The 18,661-nt window shown below is 71.6% G+C and carries 21 protein-coding genes; 10 read left to right on the forward strand and 11 right to left on the reverse strand.

Features of this window, described 5'->3' with window-relative positions:
* Positions 1 to 210 precede the first annotated feature (210 nt).
* Complete coding sequence (locus tag Van01_RS07635) at positions 211 to 1,791, forward strand: C40 family peptidase (RefSeq protein WP_204002692.1); 1,581 nt, start codon at positions 211 to 213, stop codon at positions 1,789 to 1,791.
* A 129-nt stretch (positions 1,792 to 1,920) separates the two neighbouring features.
* Here the strand turns inward: Van01_RS07635 and Van01_RS07640 are convergent, their stop codons facing one another.
* Together Van01_RS07640 and Van01_RS07645 are read right to left on the reverse strand one after the other, a co-directional pair.
* Complete coding sequence (locus Van01_RS07640; protein ID WP_204002695.1) at positions 1,921 to 2,418, reverse strand: hypothetical protein; 498 nt, start codon at positions 2,416 to 2,418, stop codon at positions 1,921 to 1,923.
* Positions 2,419 to 2,627: 209 nt separating this feature from the next.
* Positions 2,628 to 2,897, reverse strand: coding sequence for a hypothetical protein (locus Van01_RS07645; RefSeq protein ID WP_204002698.1), 270 nt, complete (start codon positions 2,895 to 2,897; stop codon positions 2,628 to 2,630).
* Here Van01_RS07645 and Van01_RS32890 point away from each other — a divergent pair.
* The 3 genes from Van01_RS32890 (at position 2,888) to Van01_RS07660 (ending at position 6,149) form a co-directional block, all read left to right on the forward strand.
* Positions 2,888 to 3,700: a hypothetical protein gene (locus Van01_RS32890; RefSeq protein WP_239098947.1), complete on the forward strand. Its 813-nt coding sequence runs from the start codon at positions 2,888 to 2,890 to the stop codon at positions 3,698 to 3,700. The two genes, Van01_RS07645 and Van01_RS32890, sit on opposite strands and share 10 nt — an antisense overlap.
* A gap of 197 nt (positions 3,701 to 3,897) precedes the next feature.
* A complete protein-coding gene (locus Van01_RS07655) occupies positions 3,898 to 5,442 on the forward strand; it encodes a DEAD/DEAH box helicase (protein WP_373306221.1) in 1,545 nt (514 codons plus the stop codon).
* A 77-nt stretch (positions 5,443 to 5,519) separates the two neighbouring features.
* Positions 5,520 to 6,149 (forward strand): putative glycolipid-binding domain-containing protein, encoded by a 630-nt coding sequence (locus Van01_RS07660; protein ID WP_204002707.1) that lies wholly within the window; start codon positions 5,520 to 5,522, stop codon positions 6,147 to 6,149.
* A 16-nt stretch (positions 6,150 to 6,165) separates the two neighbouring features.
* On the opposite strand, the gene cds1 is transcribed toward Van01_RS07660, so the two are convergent.
* Both cds1 and Van01_RS07670 read right to left on the reverse strand, forming a co-directional pair.
* A complete protein-coding gene (cds1, locus tag Van01_RS07665; protein ID WP_204002709.1) occupies positions 6,166 to 7,257 on the reverse strand; it encodes an L-cysteine desulfhydrase Cds1 in 1,092 nt (363 codons plus the stop codon).
* A gap of 37 nt (positions 7,258 to 7,294) precedes the next feature.
* Positions 7,295 to 7,753 (reverse strand): Lrp/AsnC family transcriptional regulator, encoded by a 459-nt coding sequence (locus Van01_RS07670; RefSeq protein WP_093403973.1) that lies wholly within the window; start codon positions 7,751 to 7,753, stop codon positions 7,295 to 7,297.
* Between the two features lie 268 nt (positions 7,754 to 8,021).
* Between Van01_RS07670 and Van01_RS07675 the strand changes: the two genes are divergently transcribed.
* The gene (locus tag Van01_RS07675) at positions 8,022 to 8,291 is read left to right on the forward strand and encodes a BldC family transcriptional regulator (protein ID WP_099847941.1); all 270 of its coding nucleotides are present in this window, start codon (positions 8,022 to 8,024) and stop codon (positions 8,289 to 8,291) included.
* Between the two features lie 27 nt (positions 8,292 to 8,318).
* Here Van01_RS07675 and Van01_RS07680 read toward each other — a convergent pair whose 3' ends face one another.
* On the reverse strand, positions 8,319 to 8,948 hold the full coding sequence (locus Van01_RS07680; RefSeq protein ID WP_204002724.1) for a UbiX family flavin prenyltransferase: 630 nt from the start codon (positions 8,946 to 8,948) through the stop codon (positions 8,319 to 8,321).
* A gap of 180 nt (positions 8,949 to 9,128) precedes the next feature.
* Here Van01_RS07680 and Van01_RS07685 point away from each other — a divergent pair, with 180 nt between their 5' ends.
* Positions 9,129 to 10,103 carry a terpene synthase family protein gene (locus tag Van01_RS07685; protein WP_239098919.1) on the forward strand — a complete coding sequence of 325 codons (975 nt, stop codon included), beginning with the start codon at positions 9,129 to 9,131 and terminating at the stop codon, positions 10,101 to 10,103.
* Here Van01_RS07685 and mqnP read toward each other — a convergent pair whose 3' ends face one another.
* Entirely contained in the window at positions 10,104 to 11,021 is a 918-nt protein-coding gene (gene mqnP / locus Van01_RS07690) for a menaquinone biosynthesis prenyltransferase MqnP (protein WP_204002727.1), read from the reverse strand.
* Positions 11,021 to 12,481: a menaquinone biosynthesis decarboxylase gene (locus Van01_RS07695; RefSeq protein WP_204002730.1), complete on the reverse strand. Its 1,461-nt coding sequence runs from the start codon at positions 12,479 to 12,481 to the stop codon at positions 11,021 to 11,023. Before Van01_RS07695 ends, mqnP begins: the two co-directional genes overlap by 1 nt.
* Positions 12,482 to 12,754: 273 nt before the next feature.
* Here Van01_RS07695 and Van01_RS07700 point away from each other — a divergent pair, with 273 nt between their 5' ends.
* On the forward strand, positions 12,755 to 13,642 hold the full coding sequence (locus tag Van01_RS07700; RefSeq protein ID WP_204002732.1) for a transglutaminase-like domain-containing protein: 888 nt from the start codon (positions 12,755 to 12,757) through the stop codon (positions 13,640 to 13,642).
* An 18-nt stretch (positions 13,643 to 13,660) separates the two neighbouring features.
* On the opposite strand, the gene Van01_RS07705 is transcribed toward Van01_RS07700, so the two are convergent.
* The gene (locus Van01_RS07705) at positions 13,661 to 14,221 is read right to left on the reverse strand and encodes a carboxymuconolactone decarboxylase family protein (protein WP_204002734.1); all 561 of its coding nucleotides are present in this window, start codon (positions 14,219 to 14,221) and stop codon (positions 13,661 to 13,663) included.
* Positions 14,222 to 14,285: 64 nt separating this feature from the next.
* Between Van01_RS07705 and Van01_RS07710 the strand changes: the two genes are divergently transcribed.
* Positions 14,286 to 14,762, forward strand: coding sequence for a MarR family winged helix-turn-helix transcriptional regulator (locus tag Van01_RS07710; RefSeq protein ID WP_204002736.1), 477 nt, complete (start codon positions 14,286 to 14,288; stop codon positions 14,760 to 14,762).
* Here Van01_RS07710 and Van01_RS07715 read toward each other — a convergent pair.
* Both Van01_RS07715 and Van01_RS07720 read right to left on the reverse strand, forming a co-directional pair.
* Entirely contained in the window at positions 14,752 to 14,946 is a 195-nt protein-coding gene (locus tag Van01_RS07715) for a DUF397 domain-containing protein (protein ID WP_204002738.1), read from the reverse strand. The genes Van01_RS07710 and Van01_RS07715 overlap by 11 nt on opposite strands.
* Positions 14,934 to 15,725 (reverse strand): helix-turn-helix domain-containing protein, encoded by a 792-nt coding sequence (locus Van01_RS07720; RefSeq protein ID WP_239098920.1) that lies wholly within the window; start codon positions 15,723 to 15,725, stop codon positions 14,934 to 14,936. The genes Van01_RS07715 and Van01_RS07720 overlap by 13 nt, the downstream gene beginning before the upstream one ends.
* Positions 15,726 to 15,959: 234 nt before the next feature.
* Between Van01_RS07720 and Van01_RS07725 the strand changes: the two genes are divergently transcribed.
* Together Van01_RS07725 and Van01_RS07730 are read left to right on the forward strand one after the other, a co-directional pair.
* Positions 15,960 to 16,232, forward strand: coding sequence for a hypothetical protein (locus Van01_RS07725; RefSeq protein ID WP_204002740.1), 273 nt, complete (start codon positions 15,960 to 15,962; stop codon positions 16,230 to 16,232).
* A gap of 44 nt (positions 16,233 to 16,276) precedes the next feature.
* Positions 16,277 to 17,002 (forward strand): endonuclease V, encoded by a 726-nt coding sequence (locus tag Van01_RS07730; protein ID WP_204002742.1) that lies wholly within the window; start codon positions 16,277 to 16,279, stop codon positions 17,000 to 17,002.
* A gap of 125 nt (positions 17,003 to 17,127) precedes the next feature.
* Here Van01_RS07730 and Van01_RS07735 read toward each other — a convergent pair whose 3' ends face one another.
* Entirely contained in the window at positions 17,128 to 18,618 is a 1,491-nt protein-coding gene (locus Van01_RS07735; RefSeq protein ID WP_204002745.1) for an ATP-binding protein, read from the reverse strand.
* Between the last annotated feature and the right edge of the window lie 43 nt (positions 18,619 to 18,661).

An 18,661-nucleotide genomic window follows, 5' to 3' on the forward strand; every position in this document is an offset into this window, starting at 1 on the left:
AGCACGGCCGCCACCCGAGCCTACGTCGGCCGCGCTGGCAACTCACACAGTGGTCGTCGGCAGCAGACTCTCAGCCTCCCGTTATGCGGCCAGACATCGACATCAGTGCACCGCGTGAGGTAAGACAGGGTGGGGCACGACACACACTGGTAGCGTCCCGAACCGCCGCGCCGACCGGGTGTGGCAGAGCAACGCCGGACGGGGAGCGGAATGATCGACAGCGCGGACGGACGGCAGCGACGACGAGGTCCGGTGGTCTCACCGGTGCTACGGCCGGCGCTCTGGTCCGCTCTGCTCGCCGCGGTCGCCAGCACGGTCCTCGCCGCACCGGCCTACGCCGAGCCGGGCATCCCCGTCACGGTGCCCGACACCGGATCCCGTCCGGTCGTCACCGGCCCGATTCAGCTGCCCGGCGCGCCCGCCGGCACCAACCCCGGCCTGGTGCCGCCGACGCTCGGCACCCCGGGCGCCAGCGCGCTGGAAACCCAGATCAACGCCGCCGAGGCCCGCGTCGCCGAGCTGGGCACCCGACTGCTCGAACTCGAACAGCAGCGCAACGAGGTGCAGACCCAGTTCGTCACCGCCGAGCGCGATCTGGAGTTCGCCCGGGGGGCGGTCCAGCAGGCGCAGCAGCGCGCCGACCAGGCCGCCGCCGAGGCGATCAAGGCCGCCGCCGCGCTGCCACCCGGCGGCTTCGCCACCGACCTCCGTGACCTGGATCTGCTCAGCCGGGCGAACCGGGGAGAGAAGGTCGAGCACGCCACCGCTCCGGCCACCGGTGAGCTGACCCGCGCCCGGGCCGACGAGCAGGCGGCGACGCAGGCCCACACCGCCGCCCAGTCCCGCCTTCAGGGCGTCGAGCAGCAGTACACCGCCACCCGGCAGGCGCTGCGCGACGCCGAGGCCAAACTGATCAAGCTGCGCGACGAGAACTCCGCGCAACTTGTCGAGTTGGCCCGCCAGCAGGAGGCCGCCGAACAGCAGCTCGGCGCCGACTACGTGGACCAGTCGGCCGGTGGGCTGGTCGCCCACCCCACGGCCCTGGCCGCCGTCGCGTACGCCCGCAAGCAGCTCGGCGACCCGTACGTCTGGGCGGCCGAGGGGCCGAACTCGTTCGACTGCTCTGGCCTGATGTGGGCGGCGTACCGGTCGGCGGGTTACCGGCAGCTGCCCCGGGTCTCCCGGGACCAGTACCGCGCGACCAGCTCGCGGACGGTGCCCCGCACCGCGCTTCTCCCCGGCGACCTGGTCTTCTTCGCCTCCGGCAGCAGCTGGCAGAGCATCCACCACGTGGGGATGTACATCGGCGGCGGCAAGATGATCCACGCGCCGACCACAGGCGACGTGGTGAAGATTTCCACGGTCCGCTGGTCCCGGCTCTACGCGGCGACCCGGGTGGTGGGCGCGGTTCCGGCACCGACGACCTCGCCCACCCCGACGCAGCCGCCCACCCCCAAGCCGACGCCGAAGCCGACCCCGAAGCCGACGCCCACCAAGACGCCGAAGCCGACCCCGACCACGACCACGACGCCGAAGCCGACCCCCACGCCGTCGGGCAGTACGACACCGACTCCCACACCCACCACGTCGGGCAGCACGTCGCCGTCGGCGACCCCGCCGGGCACCACCACTCCGCCGGCGACCCCCTCGTCAACCACCCCGCCGACACTCGGGGCCAGCAGCTTCACTCCGACGACTGCCGCCGGCACCCCCGAGCCGACCTCGTCGGCCAGCAGCGCGGCAACAGAGGACGACGCCTCAGCCACCCCGTCCGCCCCGAGCGGACGCTGACGACCACGGCGTCACGACCACACCGGGCATCAGCGTAAGTCGATCTTCGGCCTGCCGGGGGTCGGTGACACCTGGGACGCTGTGGGCGCTCCAGGTGTGCCGCGCGGGTGGAATGTGGCACGGTGTCTCTCAGGCACTCCCGGTCCGGCGGTACGGGTCCGGTTGCGAGCGTGGCGCGGAGGCGACGATGACGGAGCACGACGTTCCGGCGGGGCCGGTGGGCCCGGCCCCTGCACCCACCGCCACCGCCGAGCCGGAACCCCCCACCGGCAACGCCTCAGCCCCGGCAGCCGGTGAGGCAGCCCCCGGATCTGCCGATACCTCGTCGCTCTCCGCCTCGTCGTCACCCGCGCCGCCCTCGTCGCCCGCGCCGGCGTCCGCCACCGCCCCGTCGTCGCAGGCCGACGCTCCGGCGGCCGACGCCGACCGGTCAGCGGCGGTACCGGCCCGAGGGCGGGCAGGTGTCGCCCGAGTGACGACACCCGGTGGTGTCGCTTCCGGCCAGCCGCCGGCCGGCGCCGGACTACCCAGTTCCGCAGGGGGCACCACGTACCGCACCACGGCCACCACCGGGGCGGAGCCCGACTCGCCGCCGACGGCGGGCGCGAGCGAAGGTGTCGCGTCCACCGGAGCCGCCGTGGTGACCGGTACGGCCGGTGTGCCCGGTCAGCGGGAACCGGCGCAGCCGAGCCGGGAGCCGGGAACGCCGAAACCGGTACGGGCCAGCGTCCGGGTACCCGGACTCAGCCGGGTGAGCGTGGACGAGGCGCAGTCCGCCGGCAGCGGCGGAAAGCCGGCAGGTGTCTACCGGTCCGCGCCGGTGGAGCCGGAGCCGGTCAAGCCACCGGAGCCCGCGCGTCCACCCGAGCCGGCCGAACCCCCGACACCACCCGCCCCGGAGCCCTCGCCGGCACCGGTGCCCGTACCACCGTCGCCCGCACCTCCCGCACCGAGCCCGCCCGCGCCGAGCCCGCCCGGGCCGTACCCGCCGGGACCGGCTCCGGCTCCGCCACCCGGCCCCCGGCCCGTGCCGCCTGGCCCACCGACGCCGCCTCCCGGACCCCCCGTGCCGGCACCACCGCCGCCACCAGGTCCGATGCCGGCACCGCCGTTTCCGCCGCCACCGGCGACCACCGGCACCACCCACGCCGCGCCGTCCGCCGCCACTACCTCCCGGACCGTCCCGCCCGACCTTCCCGGCGGCGTCGGCACCATCCACGCCGCGTTGTCCGACGCCGCTGACGCCCGGGTCGTACCCGCCGGGGCCGGCTCCGGCGGCCAGCCCCCGACCCACGCCGCCGGGAGCACCGAAGCCGCTCCGGTCGTGCCGGCACCGGCGCTGCCGGTCTGGCCACCGCCGACAAACCCCGCAGGCCGCCGGGACGAGCCGGTTGTCAGCTCACCGGGGGCGGTACCCCGGCCCTCGTCCCGGCCGGGACTGCGTCCGGGCTCAGCCGGGTCGTTCGCGGCGGTCAGCACGTCGGGCGGTGGGCCGGCCACCACCCGTACCTCGAGCAACACGCCCGACGCCGATACGCGGGTCGGGACGGCCACACCCGATCCGGTACCGGGTGCCCGGGTACCCGGCCCGGCGGAACGGGCACAGCGTCCGGCCGAGGCGTCGCCGGGGCACCGTCCGGGAGGTTCCGACCTGAGTGCGTACTACGCCGGGGTGGAGAGTTCGGCGACTGTGGCCTTCCCTACCGGGGAACAGGAGACCTCAGGCTCGTTGACCGGGCACATCCTGGCCCAGGGCTGGGCGGACACGGCTGCCGAACGGTCCAGCAGCACGCTCCGCGTGGTGATCCTGATGGCGGTCGCGCTGGGCGTGCTTGTGGGGATCAGCGTCCTGGTGGTGCTCTTCGCGAACAATGCGTTGGCGGGCGTGGGCGGTGGCCTGTCCGGGTGACCGAGGGTGACGGATCGTTGGTGAGTCCGCCCACTACCCGACTCCGGCGCGGGTGGGCACGCCGCGTTCGCCGTACACTGGTCGGTGATCACTGACCTGGCGCGTGACCACGCGCCCATGGGCGTTCTTGCGGAAGATCCGGCGGCCACGGCCGCAGCGGGACATCGCGAAGATGCGCCCCGCTCGAAAGGCATTTGTTGACCACCTCCGCTGACCTCGGCATGCCCCCGTTCTCCGCCGACCTCTCCGCCGCGCCGCAGCCGGCCGGCACGACCACCCCCGACGCCCCTGTCACCTTCGACTCGCTCGGGCTTCCCCGGCCACTTGTCCGGGCGCTCGACCGGCAGGGCATCACCACCCCGTTCGAGATCCAACAGGCCACCGTGCCGGACGCGCTCGCCGGGCGCGACGTGCTCGGCCGTGGGCAGACCGGCTCCGGTAAGACCCTCGCGTTCGGGTTGCCGCTGCTGACCCGGGTCGCCGCCGCCGGCCGGGCCCGGCCCCGGCACCCACGGGCGCTGGTCCTGGTGCCCACCCGGGAACTGGCCATGCAGGTCAACGACGCGCTCCTGCCGCTGGGCAAGGCCGTCGGCGTGTTCCTCAAGACCGCTGTCGGCGGCGTTCCGTACGACAGGCAGATCGATGCCCTGCGGCGCGGTGTCGAGGTGGTGGTGGCCACCCCGGGCCGGCTCGCCGACCTGATCGACAGGGGTGTCTGCCAGCTCGACGACGTCGAGATCACAGTCCTCGACGAGGCCGACCAGATGGCCGACATGGGCTTCCTGCCCGAGGTCACCGAGCTGCTGGCGAAGACGCCCGCGAACGCGCAGCGACTGCTCTTCTCGGCCACTCTGGACGGCGACGTCGACGCGCTGGTGCGGCGCTTCATGACCGACCCGGTCACCCACTCGACCGCGCCGGCGACAGCCGCCGTGTCCACGATGGATCACCACCTGCTCCTCATCCCGCCGCAGGAGAAGTTCCCGGTGACCGCGTCGATCGCCGCCCGGGCGGGCCGGACCATCGTGTTCGCCCGTACCCAGTTGGGTGTGGACCGGCTGGTCACGCAGCTCGCCGCCGTCGGCGTACGGGCCGGAGGGCTGCACGGGGGCAAGACCCAGCGGATGCGTACCCGCACGCTCGCGGAGTTCAAGGAGGGACGGACGAACGTCCTGGTCGCCACGGACGTCGCGGCGCGGGGCATCCACGTCGACGGGGTCTCGCTGGTGCTGCACGTCGACCCGCCGAAGGACCCGAAGGACTACCTGCACCGCGCAGGTCGTACCGCCCGGGCCGGTGAGGCGGGCGCGGTGGCCACTCTGGTGCTGCCGAAGCAGCGCCGCACCACCCTGGCGATGCTGGAGAAGGCCGGCGTGGAGCCGGCCCAGTCCCGGGTGCGTGTCGGTGATCCGGTGCTGGCTGAGCTGACCGGCGCGCGGGAGCCGAGCGGCGTACCGGTGCGTGAAGAGCCGGAGGAGCCCCGCCGCAGCAGCCGGCCGGGCGGCCCGCGCCGCTTCGGTGACCGGCCCACCGGCGAACGTCGCTACGCCGACCACGGTCAGCGGGGCGAACGCCGCTTCACGGAGCAGGCACCGGGCGACCGCCGTTACCACGAGCACCCGCGCGGCGAGCGCCGCTTCGGCGGCGAGCGGGGCGGCCGGTCGGAGGGTTGGGGCACCAACGACAGGCCACGCGACGACCGGCGTGGCACGGGCGGCCGTCCCCGGGCCCGCAGTTACTGACCGGCGCACGCCGCTCGCCCTGCTGGTCTTCGGCGCATACGCTGCCCGGCTCAGCCGGGTGGCGTAACGTCCGGCTCATGCCGACCACGCCGAAGTCGTTGCTGTGGACCCGTACGGACACCGCCGGTGCCGAGCACGCAGTGGTCGACGATGGCCACGGCCTGACCGCACAGGGCACGCAGTTGGCCGTCGACCCGGTTCCCTACACGTGTCGCTACCAGGTGACCACCGACACCGACTGGTCGAGTGTCCGCCTGGAGGTGGAGGTCGAGGGAGCCGGGTGGCGGCGCAGCGTACGACTCGAACGGGCGACGCAGCGGTGGCGGGTGACCGCCGCGGAGCAGGGTGACCTCGACGCGGTCCTGACCGCCGCCGGGCACGCCCCGGCCGGGCTGCCCGGGGTGGAGGACCAGGACCGGCTGGCCGACGCCCTGGACGTGGATCTGGGCGGCTCGCCGCTGTTCAACACCCTGCCGCTGCGCCGGCTCGGCCTGCGCACCGCACCGCCCGACACCGCGCACCGGATCAGCGTGGCCTGGGTGTTGCTGCCCAGCCTGACGGTGCTGCCCACCGAGCAGGTCTACACCGGGCTGGGTCCGAACCGGTTCCGGTACGCCAGCGGCGGGTTCAGCGCCGAGGTCGAGGTGGACGCCGACGGCTACGTCAGGCGCTACCCGGGGCTGGCCGAGCGCGCGGCCACCCGCTGACCGTCCGTCCGGGCGCTCAGGTCGGCCAGGAGCCGTCGGTGAGGAAGCGTTCGATGGTGGCCAGGTGCGGCGCCAGGTCGAGGCCCTGCCCGGCCACCCACTCGTCGGCGTAGTAGGTGTCGGCGTACCTGTCGCCCGCGTCGCAGATCAGGGTGACCACCGAGCCGGTCCGGCCGGCGGCGAGCAGTTCGGCGATCAGCCCGAAGGCACCCCACAGGTTGGTGCCGGTCGAGCCGCCCACCCGCCGGCCCAGCACCGTCGAGGCGGCCCGCATGGCCGCCAGCGAGGCCGCGTCGGGCACCTGCACCATCCGGTCCACCACCGAGGGCAGGAACGACGCCTCGACGGTCGGGCGGCCGATTCCCTCGATCCGGGAGCCCCGGCCGGTCCGTACCGACCAGTCGGCCGCCTGCCAGGCGGGGTAGAACGCGGAGTTCTCCGGATCGACCACGCAGAGCTTCGTGGGCAGCCGCCGGTAGCGGGCGTACCTGCCGATGGTGGCGCTGGTGCCGCCGGTCCCCGCACCGACCACGACCCAGGCCGGTATCGGATGCCGTTCCAGGGCGAGCTGCGCGTAGATCGACTCGGCGATGTTGTTGTTGCCGCGCCAGTCGGTGGCCCGCTCCGCGTAGGTGAACTGGTCCATGTAGTGCCCGCCGGAGTCCTCGGCGAGCCAGCGCGCCTCGATGACCACCTTCGCCGGGTCCTGCACGAGATGGCACCGGCCGCCCTGGAACTCGATTTGGGCGATCTTCTCTGGCGAGGTGGAGGCCGGCATCACCGCGATGAAGGGCAACCCCAGCATCCGGGCGAAGTACGCCTCGGAGACAGCCGTGGAGCCCGACGACGCCTCGATGATCGTGGTACCCGGCCCGATCCAGCCGTTGCAGAGCCCGTACAGGAACAGCGAGCGGGCCAGCCGGTGCTTCAACGACCCGGTCGGGTGGACCGACTCGTCCTTGAGGTAGAGGTCGATCCCCCACTGCCGGGGCAGCGGGAAGGGCAGCAGGTGGGTGTCGGCGGACCGGTTCGCGTCCGCCTCGACAGCCGCGATCGCCTCGGTCACCCACCGCCGGCTGGCCTCGTCGCACCTGTCGAGATGAGTCACGCCGGCAACCTAGCAAGCCGACAGGCGACACTGCGGCTCAGGCCGTCGGCGGAGCTACCGACTGTGGGCGGTTCTCCCACTTGGTCGACAGGGCGATGCCGGTACGGGTGGAGGCGACCCCTGGTGTCCGGTTCAGCCGTACGATCAGCTGCTCCAGCTCGGCGATGGTGCCCACCCGGGCCTTGAGCAGGAAGGATTCGACGCCGGCCATGAAGTAGCAGGATTCGATCTCGGGCATGACCCGGAACGCCTCCAGCACGTCGTCGGTGTCCGCCCCGGAGTCCTCCACGATGCCGATCAGAGCTGTCACACCCAGTCCGATGGTCTCCGGCTCGACCTCGGCGCGGTACGCCCGGATGACGCCTCCGGACTCCAGCTTGCCGACCCTTTCGTGCACTGCCGGAGCGGAAAGGCCGACCTGCCGGGCCAGCTCGGCGTACGACAGGCGGGCGTTGCCGCGGAGCAGGTCCACGAGGTTGAGGTCGATGGCGTCCACGGACTGTGACAGTAGTCGGCAGGGCGTGACACCCGGACTCCGGTATCCGTTTGACCTGGCAGCGGGTGACAGTTCGCATACCCGGGGTTCGGAGGGCGCGACACCGGTACCATTTACTAACTTCCCACTCAGTGCGTTTTTCGCGTTTGGCGGACACGCCAGGTCGCTGGTGCTGTAATTGCCATACGTCCCTCATGACGGCTCTGGGCTCGCACCGGCCGGGGGCAGTGTGTTCAGCCGGGGGCTTCGTCGACGCGAGGAGGGGGCTGTGGACACTGGAGATCGCCTGCTGACACCGGGTGAAGTCGCCGCACTGTTTCGGGTGGACCCGAAAACCGTGACGCGATGGGCGGCGGCGGGCCGGATCGGGAGCATCCGGACTCCAGGAGGGCATCGCCGGTTTCGGGAATCCGAGGTGCGGGCCCTGCTTGAAGGGGAGGGCATGCTGGACGAGGCGGACGAGATGGGTAGACCGCGTAATGCGGGCCCGACTGCTTCGACCGGCCCTGCGGGACCGGCTAATGCCGGCATGTACTGAAGTGCGGGTCGGGACGCGGGCCGGCCGTCAGGTCCGGTCCGCGTTCAACTTTCCGGCCCACCGCTTGAACAGGGTGTGCGGCACGTCGAGGGCGTCGAGCACCTTGCCCGCCACGAAGTCCACAAGTTGGGCGGCGGAGGCGGCGGCACCCGCACCGTAGAAGCCGGGACTGGCCGGCAGCACCACAGCTCCGGCGTCATGCAGCGCGATCAGGTGTTCCAGGTGGCTGCGGGTCACCGGGGTCTCGCGGGGCACCATGACCACCCGCCGGCGTTCCTTCAGGTTCACCTCGGCGGCCCGCTGCAACAGGTCCTTGGACAGGCCGATGGCGATGCCGGCGCAGGCCGCCGTGCTGGCGGGCACCACCACCATCCCGCGTACCGGATAGGAGCCGCTGCTCGGTCCGGCGGCGAGATCACCTGCGGGCCAGTGGCGCAGGTCGGCTGTGGCGACGTCCCGGCCGAGCCAGGTGGCCAGGTCTTCGGCCCAGTGAGCGTCCCGGAACGGCCGTCCGGTCTCGTCGAGGACGGTGAGCCGGGCCGCGCGGGAGACGATCAGGTCCACCGGCTGTCCGGCGTCGAGCAACCCGCGTACGACTGCCGCCGCGTACGGCGTGCCGGAAGCACCTGACACCCCGACCACCCATGGTTCACGCATCCCATCAGGGTGCCTGGTCACCGTCGGCACCGGTCGGGCACCCCGGAAAGCGTGTCCGAGGTGCCCATGATCGCCGCAGGCTGGGCCGTTACGCCACCGATGCCCGGCGGGCCAGCGGGGGTCACCGGGAGCTGGCATGCTGCCCGGGACGAAAGCACAGTGGGGGCCGGCCGGAAGGATGTGGGGATCATTCTGTCGTCGGCCGGTCACCTCCACAGCATCCTGACGTCCCTGCGTGCCGCCTGCCCCATCCCGTCGCAGCTCTCTCCGTACGCCGACGATGTTCAGAAATGGCTGGTGGCGGAGCTGCCGTTGGACGCGCCGACGCGCGAGCTGCTGGGGAGTGCCGGTTTCGCCAGGTACGCGGGGCGGCTCTACCCCGACGCCAGCGAGGCCGACCTACGCATCCTGACCGCGCTGTTCACCTGGTTCTTCCTGGTCGACGATGCCTGCGACGGGCCCGACCGGACCGGCCTGGACGAGATCCGGGCGCTGCGCGACGCGGCTGTCGCGCTGCTGCGCGGCGGTGTCCGGCTGCGGCACCCGGGGCTGGCCGGTCCGCTACGCCGGCTGCTGGTCAGCGCCTGGCGCGAACCGCACCGGCGGATGCCGGCCCGTTGGCGGCTGCGCTTCGCCGACGCGGTAGCCCATCACCTCGACGGCACCTGGCAGGAGGCGGTCAACAAGGCGACCGGGCACGTGCCCGGCGTCGAGGAGTACGTCGAGCTGCGCCGGGCCACCTCGGCGGCGTACGTGTCGTATCCGCTCGTGGAGTTCGTCAGCGGTCGGCCGCTGCCCGATGCGGTCTACCACCACCCACGGCTGGGCCAGCTCCGCGACATCGGCAACGACCTGCTCTCCTGGTACAACGACATCGCCTCGCTGGACCGGGACGCGGCCAGCTCCGGCGGGCACAACCTGGTGCTGGCGCTGGCCACCGCGCATCACGTGCCGGTGCCCACCGCCGTGGACCTGGCCGCCGAGCGCTGGCACGAGTCGATGCGCCGGTTCGTCAGCCTGCGGGCCACCGTGCCCTCGTTCGGTCCGGCGCTGGATCCGGCGGTCACCGCCCACCTCGACGGGGTGGCCCGGGCCGTTCGCGGCACCATCGACTGGACCATGGAGAGCGCCCGGTACGCCGTGTCGGGCAGGTGATCAGGGACGCAGGCCGAGCCGGACGACCAGGTCGAGCAGGGCGAAGGCGAACAATGCGATGCCGACGAAGCCGTTGGCGGTGAAGAACGCCCGGTTGACCCGGCTCAGGTCGGTAGGCGTGACCACCAGGTGCTGGTAGCCGAAGGCGACGGCGGTGAGGGCCAGCCCGATCCACCAGAGCCAGCCGAAGCCGACGAGCACGCCGAACCAGCCGAACAGCGCGAAGGTGACCACGTGCGCCACGGTGGAGGCGTGCAGCGCGAAGCGCACCCCGTACCGGGCCGGCACGCTGTGCACGCCGATCTCCCGGTCCACCTCGGCGTCCTGGCAGGCGTAGATCAGGTCGAAGCCGCCGATCCACAATCCGACGGCCGCGCCGAGCAGCCAGGCCGGCCCGGAGCCGGCGAAGGTGCCGGTGACCGCGAGCCAGGCGCCGACCGGGCCGACCATCTGCGCGACGGCCAGGATGGCGTGCGGCCAGTTGGTGAACCGCTTGCCGTACGGGTAGACCACAAGCGGCACCACGGCCAGCGGCGCGAGCACCAGGCAGAGCGGGTTGAGCAGGGCGGCGGCGGCCAGGAAGACCGCCAGGGCGACGCCCGCGCCGGTCCAGGCCGTCCGCAGGCTCACCGCCCCGGTCACCAACTCCCGGTTGGCGGTACGCGGATTCCGCGCGTCGATCCGGCGGTCCAGGATCCGGTTCGCCGCCATCGCGAACGTCCGCGCCCCCACCATCGCCACAGTGATCAGCAGCAGGTCAACCCACCGAACCCGCCCCCCGTCCACCCACATCGCAACCAACGCCGACAGGTACGCGAACGGCAACGCGAACACCGAGTGCTCAATCGCCACGAGCTTGAGGAAGGACTTCACGCGCCCGGGGCGCTCGGCCGGCTGCACGGCGGTGGTGGTGGGCATCAGATGCCGTATTCCTTCCAGCGCTTGTCGACGAGGGAGACCACCTCGGGGGCCATGGTCATCTCCTCGGGCCAGCCGCGGTGGTAGCCCTCCTCGGGGAGCTTGCGGGTGGCGTCGATGCCGGCCTTGCCGCCCCAGAACTGCTGGTACGACGAGTGGTCCAGATGGTCCACCGGGCCCTCGGTGAGCAGCAGGTCACGGGCGTAGTCGACGTTGCCGAACGCGCGGAAGGCGACCTCGCGGTAGTCGTGCACGTCGCAGTCCTCGTCCACGATCACGATCAGCTTGGTAAGCGACATCATGTGCGCGCCCCAGATCGCGTTCATCACCTTCTGGGCGTGCTTCGGGTAGCGCTTGCGGATCGACACGATCGCGCAGTTGTGGAAGACGCCAGCGGCCGGCAGGTCGTAGTCGACGATGTCCGGAATCAGGAAGCGCAGCAGCGGCGCGAAGATCCGCTCGGTGGCCTTGCCGAGGCCGTGGTCCTCCTGCGGCGGCTTCGAGGTGACGATCGAGTGGTAGACCGGGTTTCGCTGCATGGTCATCGCCTCGACGTGCAGCACCGGGAACGGCTCGACGGGCGTGTAGAAGCCGGTGTGGTCGCCGAACGGCCCCTCCGGCAGCCGCTCACCCGGCTCCAGGTAACCCTCCAGCACCACCTGGGCGTGCGCCGGCACCTGCAACGGCACGGTGAGGCAGTCGACCATCTCCACCCGTTCGCCGCGCAGGAAGCCGGCGAACAGGTACTCGTCGATGTCGGCGGGGAGCGGCGCGCTCGACGCGTAGCTGACCACCGGGTCGCAGCCGATGGCGATGGCGACCGGCAGCCGCTGGCCGAGCCGCTCGGCGACGGCGTGGTGTGCCGTCGAGTTCTTGTGGATCTGCCAGTGCATCCCGAGGGTGTTGTGGCTGTGCTGCTGGAGCCGGTAGAGGCCAAGGTTCCGCTTGCCGGTCTCCGGGTGCTTGGTGTGGGTCAACCCGAAGTTGTGGAAGATCCCACCGTCACCCGGCCAGACCTGGAGCCCGGGCAGCCGGTTGAGGTCGACGTCGTCACCCCGGTAGACCACCTGCTGGCAGGGCGCGGTCTTGACCTTCTTCGGCGGCATCGACTTGAGCTGCATGACCTTGCCGAGGCCGCCCATCATGCCGGAGAAGCCGACAGGCAGCTCCGGCTTGAGCATCTCGCCGATCCGGTTGCCGATCTCGTCCAGCGACTCGACACCGAGCGCCATCGCGGTGCGCTTCTCGGTGCCGAACAGGTTGATCGCCAGCGGCATCTCACCCCGGGTGGGCTGCTCGAACAGCAGCGCCGGCCCGTCGGCCCGCACCGTCCGGGTGACGATTTCGCTGATCTCCAGCGTCGGGTCGACCGGGACGCCTACGCGCCGCAGTTCGCCCTCGCGCTCCAGCGCCGCGAGAAAATCCTTCAAATCGGTGTACGGGAAGCCACGAGCCGCCATGCCCGCAAGTCTGTCCTACGCCCTGCGGTCCTGCCCACGCCGGGTGGCCGTACGCCCTGTGGCGCGCCCCACCCGCGGGGCACCCGGCTCGTCGCGTGGCCACACCGGGACCTGACCGGGTTCGAGCCTGTCGAGCTGAGAGCGCAAACGGATCGCAGGGGACACCGCGCTCCGGCAAATCCTGCGATGCTCGCTACCGCCAGGACGGGCCCCGACACCACGTCGGTGCCACAGCCGGGATCTCCGCGCCGCATTCTTTCCGAGGAGTGACAGATGAACCTAGACCGGACGAACCTCTCCCGGTACGCCCGGCCGGGCCGGCTGACCTCCGCCGGCTCGTCGGCCCCGCTGCTCGACGCGCTGCCGTCGGACCCGGCGGGGATCGCCCGGACGATCCAGGGGCTGCTGATCCACGAGCACATCGCCGAGGCGTACGAGGTCACGTTGACCGACGACGAGCGGCAGACAGTGCACCTGCGACCCGCCGACGCGATTCTCGCCCGCATCGCCGACACTCCGGGCGGCCAGCCACTGACCGTCCCCCGCCCTCCCGACCAGCGGGTGGCCGGCAACTGCCGGCACTACTCGCTGCTGCTGGTCACGGCGCTGCGAGCCCGGGGCGTGCCGGCCCGGGCCCGGTGTGGGTTCGGCGACTACTTCATCGACGGCCGGTACGAGGACCACTGGGTCGCGGAGTACTGGAGCCCCGAGCAACTCCGCTGGATCATGGTCGACGCCCAGCTCGACGAGCGCCAGCGTGAGCTGTTCGGCATCGACTTCGACACCACAGACGTGCCCCGGGACCGGTTCCTGGTCGCCGGTGAGGCGTGGGCCCGCTGCCGCGCCGGAGAGGCCGACCCGGACACCTTCGGGCTGAGCGTGGTCAACGAGGGTGGCTGGTGGTGGATCGCCAGCAACCTGATGCGTGACGCCGCCGCGCTGCACGGGGTGGAGCTGCTGCCGTGGGACGCCTGGGGCGCGATGCCCGCCCCCTTCGAGAAGATCGACGATGAGCGGGCAGCGTTCTTCGACGAGCTGGCCCGACTCACCCGCGAGCCCGACGAGCACGCCGACGAGCTACGCCTGCTGTACGCGGACGACCGGCTGAACGTCCCCGCCATGGTCCGCAACGAAGTGCGCGACCGCGACGAACCGGTGTGACGACAGGTCCCGCCCCGGTCAGGCGGCCGGCTGCCAGGCGTACCCGGCCAGGGGCGGGTCGATCGGCGCCCGGGTGAGCCGGTTGGCAAACGTGGAGATGGTGTACGTGCCGACGCCGAGCACCACGTCCAGGGCGTGCCGGGGCTGGTGGCCGGCGGCCAGGAAGGCGGCCAGCTCCTCATCGGGCACCGCGCCCCGGTTGTCGAGCACGGCCAGGGTGAAGCGCCGCAACGCCTCAAGCCGCGCGTCGGGCAGGTCGGTGCCGGCGCGCAGCGCGTCGATCAGCTCGGCGGCAGCGCCGTACCGGACGAGGGTGGCGGTGTGCATGGCGACGCAGAGGTGGCATTCGTTCCGGCCGGCGACAGTGAGCACCACGACCTCCCGCTGGATCGGGTCCAGTCCGCAGTTCTCGAAGTTGGCGTTCGCGGTCAGGAAGCCGTTGAGCAGTTCGGGGGACTCGGCCATCAGGCCGACCGCGCCGGGCAGGTGGCCGAGCTTGCGGCGTACGCCGTCCATGGTGGCCCGGGCGGCCTGCGGCGCGGTGTCGATGGTGTGGGCGGGGAAGACGTGCGTGGACATGGCGGCGCCCCTTGTCGTAGGTTAGTCAACGTGGTTGACCAAACCGTAAACCAGGTTGTCGAAATTGCCAACACCTGAACCGCAGCGGCCCGGCTTCGTACTGCCGCTGCTGTTGCTTGCCGGTTTCCGGACGCTCATCGACGACCTGCACGCCGAGCTGGCCCGGCAGGGTCACGCGGAGCTGCGCCCGCTGCACGGCTTCGTGCTCCAGGCCGTCGGTGCCGACGGCACCACCGCCTCCGAGCTGGGCAACCGGCTGGGCGTCTCCAAGCAGGCCGCCGGCAAGACAGTCGACCGGCTGGTCGCCCTCGGCTACCTGGAACGCGCCGACGACAGCCGCGACGCCCGCCGCAAGCTGGTCCGGCTGACCCCGCACGGGCTCGACGGGCTACGCCGGTCGGCTGTCATCTTCGACGAGCTGCGGCAACGCTGGACGGAGACGCTCGGCGCGGAACGGGTCGCGGCCATCGAGGACGACCTGCGGGCCGTCACCCCCGCCAACTGGTTCCGCCTCGACATCCCCGGCTGGTTCACCGGCTGACCGGGAGCACCTCCAGAAAGGCCCGCCAGGCCGCCGGGCCGAAGGTCAGCACCGCGCCGTCGCGGTCCTTGCTGTCCCGCACCGCGACCAGGCCGGGCAGGTTGTCGGCCACCTCGACGCAGTTGCCGCCGTTGGTGCTGCTCCGGCTGCTTGTGCGCCACCGGGCACCGGTCAGCTCCGCCATGACTCCGCCACCTCCGTCACCAACTCGATCGACTGGCGGGGCGGCAACGCCTCACCCTGGATCGCCTCCCAGGAGGCCCGGATCGCCAACACGTCCTCGGTGTGGTCGATCACCTGCCCCTTGAGCTGATCGTCCAGATAGGCCACATCCTCCCCACCGGGAAGGGTAGCCAGCACGAAGGCACCGGCGACACCCGGATACGCGCCCACCGAGGCGGGCACCACGTGCAGCCGTACCCGGGGATGCTCGGTGGCCAGCTTCACCAGCCGCCGCAGTTGCTCGCGCATCACCACCGGCCCGCCCACCGGCCGGCGCAGCACGTGCTCGTCGAGCACCGTGACGAGCTGCGGCGGTCGCTCGCCGGTGAGCACCGCCTGCCGGGCCAACCGTGCCTCCACCCGCCGTTCCACCTCCGCCTCGTCGTAGAGTCCGACGCTGCGGAACAGCGCGCGGGCGTACGCCGAGGTCTGGAGCAGACCCGGCACCACCGTGTTCTCGAACGACCGCAGCACCGTGGCCTGCCGCTCGTTGGCCTCCCACTCCCGCATCCACTGCGGCGCGCCGAACCGGGCAAGCATCCGGACGAACGCGCCGCCGGTGTCGAGCGCCGCGTCCGCCCGCTCCCAGAAGTCCGGCGGCGGCTTACGCGCCTCGGTCTCCACCATCGCCACGGTCGAGGCCGAATAGTTGATCGCCCTGGCCAGATCCTCCTGCGTCACCTTGCGCGCCGCCCGCATGTGTCGCAGTTCCTCGATGAGCACTCGCGACCGCTCGTCCACCCACACCACTCCTCACCAGCACGACAGGCGTTTCTCACCGCCCTCACCGGGGGACAGACCAGGCACACAGGGCGATCGAATGCCTTCCGAGCGTAGTCGGCGGCGCACCAGACTGTCCCCATCGGAACCGCCCGGATCCGGCAGAAAAGGACGGGCGCAACCGAGGCGGGGCCGTCCGGCACGTCGGCGACGGACGGCCCCGCCGCCAACCGGCTGGCAGACAGGAGTACGCAGATGACGTCGCAGAACCACGTCGCGCTCCGGCCACTCTGGCTGTGCCGGGCCTGCGCCGCACCGTGGCCCTGCGCCAACGCCCGGCTCGCCCTGCTCGCCGAGTACCGGGACAGTCACGTGGCCCTGTCGATCTACCTCGCCGGGCTGCTGTACGACGCGGTCGAGGACCTGTACCGCCTCAACCCCCACGACGCGCCGAAGCCCGCCGCACTGCACGACCGGTTCCTCGGCTGGGCCGCCCCGCGCACTCACCGCCCGCACCCCACCGACTGACCGCCGCCGCCGCGGCCCCGCGATTGGTCGTACGCTCGCACCTCATGACGATCGTCCCTGCCGACCGGCCGCACTCCGACGACGAGCCGGCGGTGGTCGAGGAACTGGCCGGGGCGGCCACCTCCCCGGAATCCGTGGCTGCGGCTGAGCGGATCCAGCAGGAGCTACGGCAACGCCTCGACCTGGATGACTGTCTCAACGTCGCACCGAGGCTCGTCGCCGGCGTGGACGTGTCGTACCACAAGGATTCGCCGCGGATCGTCGCCGCCGCCGTGGTCATCGACCTGACCACCGGCGTCGAAGTGGAGTCGGCAGTGGTACCCGGCAAGGTGAGCTTCCCGTATGTGCCGGGGCTGCTGGCCTTCCGCGAGGTGCCGATCCTGTTGGCGGCGCTGGGCCGGCTCGGCAGTCGTCCCGAGGTGGTGGTCTGCGACGGTTACGGAGTCGCCCATCCCCGGCGGTTCGGGCTCGCCTGCCACCTGGGTGTACTGACTGGGCTGCCCACCTTCGGGGTGGCCAAGGCGCCCTTTGTCGGTGCGTACGACGAGCCGGGCACCCGTCGGGGCGACTGGTCGGCACTCCGCGACGGTGACGAGGTGCTGGGTCGGGTGCTGCGTACGCAGACCGACGTCAAGCCGGTCTTCGTCTCGGTAGGCCACCGCACCAGCCTCGACCAGACGACCACGATCACGCTCGACCTGAGCCGGCGCTACCGCCTGCCGGAGGTGATCCGCCGGGCCGACTTCCTCTCCCGCGAAGCCCTCCGCTGACCGTCAACGCTTGTACATCGAGTAATTCTTGGACAGTTCCCGTTAGCGCGTAACGGAAAATGTCCAAGATCTCGACGCACGGGGGCTGCGGTACCGGCGGAAATGCGATCATTCCAGGTCGCGCATCAGTCGGCGGTGTAGAGACGCGTGGGGTCGGCGAGGATCACGTCGGACCGATGGCGGCTGGCCGTCCACAGGTCATCGGTGAACCCCGTACCGCTGGCCAGCAGCAACCGGGTGTCCTGGGCGTCCAGACCGGGGCGGGCGGTGAGCAGGTCGCGCGCCCGGGCGAGCCGGTTCAGGTCAGCCGTGCCCAACACCCGCCCCCACTTGACCTCGCCGACGGCGAGCAGCGGGCGTGGCCCGTCGCCGAGCGGCGGCTCGCCGAGCGCGACGAGGTCCAGTTCCAGACTTGTCCGGCCGACCGGATCGGCGAGAACGGCGGGACTCGCCTCGGCGACGATGCCGCCAAATGTCTCGGGAGCGGCGAAACGCACTGACCACTGCCGGACGATCTCCTCGAACGACGGGCCGAGCACCGCGCTGGCGTACCGCCGCTGGGAACGTCGCCAGACCTCCGGGCCTCGCCGCTGTTCCAAGGCTGTCCAGGCCGGCCGCATGACCGCCTGATAGAAGGTGATCAAGGGCTCGTTGATGCGGTAGCGGCTCCGGCCGCTGCGCAGCGGGTCCGGCTCCCGAACCAGGAGGCCGGCATCCTCCAGCACGGTGAGCGGGTGGTGCAGGTCAGTGCTCTTGCGCCCGATGAAGCCGGCGATGCCGCCTCGCGTGCAGTTCCCTTCGGCCACTGCCGCGAGAACGGAGTGATAGAGCGCCGAGTCCCGCAGATCCGGATCCTCAGCAAGGAGATACCGCGCCTCGCGGAAGAGCGGCCGGGCGGGATTCAGCACGGCGCGCACCACCCAGTCATCGAAGTCGTCAGGCCCTTCCGGCGCGTCATCCTGGACGTACTCCCGGCGATAGGCAGGTGTGCCGCCCACGATTGCGAACACCTTGGCCGCGAGCAGCGGATCACTGATCTCCCAGAAGGCCGCAGCCGCCCGATAGTCGAGGGGAGCGACAGGCAGTTCGAGCCCTGCCCGCCCTCGCAGCGGCGCGGAGCCGGCCAGCAACCCGCCCATGAAGGACAGCGCAGAGCCGCACAGTAGAAGGCGGGTATGCGAGCCGGTCCGCTCGGGTCGGCCCGGCGTGAACGCATGCTGAATCACCGACGGCAGGTCGCGGCTCGCCCGAGCCAGGTAGGGAAACTCGTCGATAACCACCGGGACCGGCCGGGACCGGCCCAAGGCCAACAGCGCGTCGACAGCACTCGACCAGTCCGCCAAGTGCACCGGAGCCGGGCTGTCCGTGGACCGGCCAAGCGCCTCTCCGAGCCGCCGAAGCGAGTCGGTCGACGTCGCCTCGGTAGCCCCGAAGTAGAAGCCTCCCGTGGCACGCGCCAACTCGTACAGCAGCAGGGTCTTGCCTTGCCGACGGCGACCACTGACCACGCCCAGGGTGGCGCCGAGTCGTCCATCGGTGGCGAACCGGGCCAACTCAGCCCACTCGATGTCCCGATCGAAGATCTCCGGAGGCTTGATCAAGTTCACGTCCACCATCCCGCAAGATGTATAACCACAGTTATTATAAGCGTAGTTATAC

Origin of the sequence: Micromonospora andamanensis, from assembly GCF_016863495.1 — a bacterium.
GTDB lineage: Bacteria > Actinomycetota > Actinomycetes > Mycobacteriales > Micromonosporaceae > Micromonospora > Micromonospora andamanensis.

Coding starts and splice junctions, on each gene's coding strand:
- Van01_RS07660 (WP_204002707.1), top strand. CDS start 5,520: ATGCCGACCACGCCGAAGTCGTTGCTGTGGACCCGTACGGACACCGCC.
- Van01_RS07705 (WP_204002734.1), bottom strand. CDS start 14,221: ATGTCCACGCACGTCTTCCCCGCCCACACCATCGACACCGCGCCGCAG.
- Van01_RS07700 (WP_204002732.1), top strand. CDS start 12,755: ATGAACCTAGACCGGACGAACCTCTCCCGGTACGCCCGGCCGGGCCGG.
- Van01_RS32890 (WP_239098947.1), top strand. CDS start 2,888: ATGCCGGCACCGCCGTTTCCGCCGCCACCGGCGACCACCGGCACCACC.
- Van01_RS07680 (WP_204002724.1), bottom strand. CDS start 8,948: ATGCGTGAACCATGGGTGGTCGGGGTGTCAGGTGCTTCCGGCACGCCG.
- mqnP (WP_204002727.1), bottom strand. CDS start 11,021: ATGCCCACCACCACCGCCGTGCAGCCGGCCGAGCGCCCCGGGCGCGTG.
- Van01_RS07635 (WP_204002692.1), top strand. CDS start 211: ATGATCGACAGCGCGGACGGACGGCAGCGACGACGAGGTCCGGTGGTC.
- Van01_RS07725 (WP_204002740.1), top strand. CDS start 15,960: ATGACGTCGCAGAACCACGTCGCGCTCCGGCCACTCTGGCTGTGCCGG.
- Van01_RS07715 (WP_204002738.1), bottom strand. CDS start 14,946: ATGGCGGAGCTGACCGGTGCCCGGTGGCGCACAAGCAGCCGGAGCAGC.
- Van01_RS07695 (WP_204002730.1), bottom strand. CDS start 12,481: ATGGCGGCTCGTGGCTTCCCGTACACCGATTTGAAGGATTTTCTCGCG.
- Van01_RS07735 (WP_204002745.1), bottom strand. CDS start 18,618: ATGGTGGACGTGAACTTGATCAAGCCTCCGGAGATCTTCGATCGGGAC.
- Van01_RS07730 (WP_204002742.1), top strand. CDS start 16,277: ATGACGATCGTCCCTGCCGACCGGCCGCACTCCGACGACGAGCCGGCG.